The 262-nt window shown below is 61.5% G+C and carries 1 protein-coding gene; it reads left to right on the plus strand.

Features of this window, described 5'->3' with window-relative positions:
• A partial coding sequence (locus tag SB660_RS21570; RefSeq protein WP_410584457.1) for a hypothetical protein occupies nucleotides 1-188 on the plus strand: 188 nt, incomplete at its 5' end.
• Nucleotides 189-262 lie beyond the last annotated feature (74 nt).

Genomic DNA, 262 nt, shown 5'->3' on the forward strand with positions numbered 1-262 from the left:
CTGCTGGGCGCGCGAGCGTCCGTGTCCACCCGGAGCAGTGCTGTCAGAAATGCAAGCGCCTGCAGAAGCAAACGCTTGCGACGATCTGGTCCTACGAAGTGTGGCAGGACGGGCAACAGTGGATGCAGCCGTTTGATTGTGAGTACGTCCGCTTCGCCTGCTGCACGGCGGAAGCACAGTTCGCATGACTGCCTAGATCGAGCCTGTTTTGCGTGTCGGGCAGGCGATTGCAGCGTCCTGGCGTGAGGTCGTGAACCTCGTG

It is taken from the genome of Bacillus sp. SIMBA_005 (assembly GCF_046535585.1).
In the GTDB taxonomy this organism is placed as follows: domain Bacteria; phylum Bacillota; class Bacilli; order Bacillales; family Bacillaceae; genus Bacillus; species Bacillus pumilus.